This is a genomic window from Cryobacterium sp. (assembly GCF_026786305.1).
Lineage (GTDB): Bacteria > Actinomycetota > Actinomycetes > Actinomycetales > Microbacteriaceae > Cryobacterium.
Map to the genome: position 1 here is coordinate 1 of NZ_JAJAYI010000103.1, position 3,344 is coordinate 3,344.

Annotated in this window: 3 protein-coding genes and 2 pseudogenes; 2 read left to right on the forward strand and 3 right to left on the reverse strand. The window is 66.2% G+C overall.

Annotated features, from left to right (window positions below; all coding sequences use genetic code 11):
• A pseudogene (locus LH475_RS13375) lies at positions 1-439 on the forward strand (hypothetical protein); the annotation flags it as partial.
• 674 nt (positions 440-1,113) lie between these two features.
• Here the strand turns inward: LH475_RS13375 and LH475_RS13380 are convergent.
• From LH475_RS13380 to LH475_RS13385, 3 genes and pseudogenes are all read right to left on the reverse strand, one after another.
• Positions 1,114-1,242 carry a hypothetical protein gene (locus tag LH475_RS13380; RefSeq protein ID WP_297414555.1) on the reverse strand — a complete coding sequence of 43 codons (129 nt, stop codon included), beginning with the start codon at positions 1,240-1,242 and terminating at the stop codon, positions 1,114-1,116.
• Between the two features lie 26 nt (positions 1,243-1,268).
• Positions 1,269-1,388: pseudogene (locus tag LH475_RS14610) on the reverse strand (hypothetical protein); the annotation flags it as partial.
• Entirely contained in the window at positions 1,369-1,602 is a 234-nt protein-coding gene (locus tag LH475_RS13385; protein WP_297414557.1) for a hypothetical protein, read from the reverse strand. The pseudogene LH475_RS14610 and the gene LH475_RS13385, both read right to left, overlap by 20 nt.
• A 395-nt stretch (positions 1,603-1,997) precedes the next feature.
• Between LH475_RS13385 and LH475_RS13390 the strand changes: the two genes are divergently transcribed.
• On the forward strand, positions 1,998-3,125 hold the full coding sequence (locus LH475_RS13390) for a hypothetical protein (RefSeq protein WP_297414558.1): 1,128 nt from the start codon (positions 1,998-2,000) through the stop codon (positions 3,123-3,125).
• Positions 3,126-3,344 lie beyond the last annotated feature (219 nt).

Here is a 3,344-nt window from a genome sequence, read left to right on the forward strand (position 1 = left end):
CCACGAGCGTCCCCGCACCTCAGGTGCCGATGACTTGGCACGTGCGGCCGCCCGAACGGAGGCCGGCCGCCCCGGTTTCCTTCGAGGCCTCCTCGCCCGCGCCGGCGGACACGATTCACGCTCGGTCGGCGGCATCGGCCGTGGAGCGATGCTGGGTGGCGCCGCAGCAGGAGCCGGCCTCGCCGCAGGTGGTGTTCTCGCCGCGGTTGCTGGCGGAGCCGTCGTCAGCACCGTCGCAGGCCCCCTCCTCGAGCAAGCGGCGAGCTTCGGAGTTGATTTCGACGCCTTGGCTGGTGGCATCGACCTCGAGGGCCTCACCGGGGGAGTGGACGAGCTCGCCGCCAGCGCCGGCGAAACCGTTTCGGGCCTTGGCGACCAGGTGAACGAAATCGGATCCGACTTCAACCTCCCAGGGCTGGGCGACATCTTCGGCCGCTGAGCGCACAACTAGCTCGGCAGACTGGGCAACACTTCACGCGGTCGCGGCTGCGGCGCAGAGAACACTCCAGTGCGAAGGCTGGCAGCGAATCGTCGACCTCCTACTGGTCGCTGGCGACGACGGGGTCGCCAAGGTGGCGGACTGATGGCCCGGTCCCCCGGATAAGGCACCCCGCGACATGTTCGGCCGTCTCGGCCGCCAGCTGCCTGTCCTCATCACACGAAGCGGGATGTTCGCGGCCTTCCTGATACGAGCGTCGAGGGGATTGCATCCGGTGCGGAAACTCAACTCCGTACCGGCAACGCTTCACGGCGCCCCCAACTCGCCAGCACCAGTAGGCGCCAGTTCACAGAATCGAGCAATGGGAACCGCGGAAATCCGCGGAATTTCGGCTCAGCAGCCACAAAGACCTAACGCCCCGGGGAGTCTCGGTAGCGTTGAGTGTTCTCATCGGCCGACTGTGGCCGGGCGGCCGTGGCCGGTCCGAAGTTGGGCGGCGGTGGCCGTTGAACGACGAAGCGCCCGATACCGGCTGCAATTCCGGGTTCGAGATCCATTCAGGCGCGGTCGGCATGCAGAAGTGGCGGGACCGGATCCGCTGGAGTCAGGTGCGCAGGACAATCACGTTTTTGACGTCATCGAGCTTGATCGTGGCCCGAGGGGGAGCGACCCCATCACCCCGCGAACACCTCCCGCAGGCCAAAGGTCCACGCATCCGCGCGGCACAGCACGACGTCGCTCTCGAGCGGGGCATCCAGTTCGAGGAGGCCTTGTCCGTGCGCCGACCCGTCGCGGGGGTCCACCCAGTCGCCTCTGAAACGTACACCGACCAACGGTCGACGCCGGGCGCGACAACCGGCGCGACCAGGAGGTCATTGCCGAGGGTCCACCGCAGCGGATGGTTCCACCTCTCCGCATCGATGGGCGAGTCAAAGTACAGCGGGCGCATCAGCGGGGCACCGGTCGCGATCGTCGCCGGTGCGTTCGGCGATGTTCCACGGGGTGCGGTCGACAGAGGGTGTCCTGTGGTGGTTGAACTCGGAGTGGTACTGCATGATCGGCACGAACGCCGAGGCCGCCATGGCCTGCAGGTACAGCTCCGCATCGGGGATCTCGCCCGCGAACCCGGCCCGGCCGAAGGTGGAAGATGGCCAAACGCGCATCGGCGCTGGGCTGCCCGCGGGGATGCGGGTGGAGCTTCACAAGCGGGATTTGCCAGAGGTGCACGCGCACGCCATTGTCGTGCAGCTCGTCGAGCATGGCTTTTGGGTCGGGCCACGCGCCCTCCTCGGGGAAGCCGAAGTTCGCGAGCCGGTGCGGTCCGGCAGGCCAACGGGGGATGAGCCGCTCGCGGCGCAACGCATGCCTATCTAGTAATCGGCGTACACATCGAGACCGACTTCGGAATTCATTATCAGGCCGAACAACGAGCTTGCGTGCATGTCTTCGTCACGTTGAATAGTTGCGCTCGGTAACGACGCAATAACGCGGGTGGGTCGAGAGTCCTTCCTATCGAGCGCCGCACCCGCGTGCGCCAAGGAATGAAAGGGAGATCGTCGTGGCTCAGATCGAAGAATTTGAGGACCCGTCAGGAGATGAGACGGGGGGTGACGCGACGGCGTCCGCCACCGCATACGGTGAGCCCCCGGAAGCCAAATCAAGCACCGATGAGGAGGGATTCTCGTCTCAGCTTCTCGATGTGCACGGCGCCATTGCCGGGGCGCTGAAGGACCAGGCCCGGTCGTCGAAGGCCCAGACCCTGTCCCTGGACGACGGAGTGGACAGCCTCGAGAATGTCGAAGCGGTCGCGATAGGGCTGGGCGAGCCCGGTCAGGGCGTGCCGGGTGAGCCGACGCTGAATGTCTTCGTGGCGAAGTCCGTCTCATCGGCGGCGGCGCGCGAGGCAGTCGTCGACGGGCTTGGTATCCGGGCAGCAGGCGACATTCCGCTGACGGTACGACAGTCCGGAGCGTTCGAGGCCCAAGCCCTCAACTTCAAGATTCGGCCGGCCCCGGGCGGAGTCTCCGTCGGGCACGTGAAAGTCACGGCCGGGACGCTCGGAAGCCTGGCGATGGGGAAGAATGCGCCGCGAGACCGGCGAAGGCTCATCCTGTCGAACAACCATGTCCTCGCCAACTCGAACGACGCGGCCTACGGCGACAGCATCATCCAGTGCGGGACCTACGACGGTGGTTCCTCGCCGGCGGATCGGATTGCGATCCTCGAGAGCTTTGTGCCGATCCAGTACGGTGGGGGCACGAACTACGTGGATGCCGCGACCGGATGGGCGTGGCACGAGCTGGTCCGACACGAGCAGCTGTACCGCTCCGGCGGGGGCTTCGCGTTGTACCGTACCGGGAATGCTCCGCAGTATCCAACCCTCGGCACCGTCGTCGGCAAGTCCGGTCGCACCACCGAACTCACGCAGGGGCGGGTCATCGCGACGAACTGGGCCGGCTACGTCAACTACGGTGCCCCCGGCCAGGCCTACTTCACCGGCCAGTTCGTCGTACAGGGGGTCACAAACTCGTGGTTCTCGGCCGGTGGTGACTCCGGCTCGGTGATCTGGAACTGGCAGAACGGTGCACCACCGGTCGGACTCCTCTTCGCCGGCGGCGGTGGTTACACTATTGCCAGCCCAATGCCGTGGGTCACCTATTTCCTCGACATCAACCTCTTTACCTGACCGGACGACCTCCTTCCCATTGAGAAGCGTCCGACGCGGACACGCAGTCCGCGCAAAGGAGCTGCGATTCCGAACATACCGCCACCGGGTCCAGACCCGCACCCCATCGAGTCGGCCATCGACTCGTGGCGCGACAGGCTGCTCGCGACGGTGGGCGTTGAGGGCGTGGCGCACGGACTGACACCAGACGGGCACGATGCCGTGCTCGTCTGGGTCAGC

Excerpts from the sequence above, each read along its gene's own strand:
- LH475_RS13385 (WP_297414557.1), bottom strand. The coding sequence starts at position 1,602 with ATGCGCGTTTGGCCATCTTCCACCTTCGGCCGGGCCGGGTTCGCGGGC.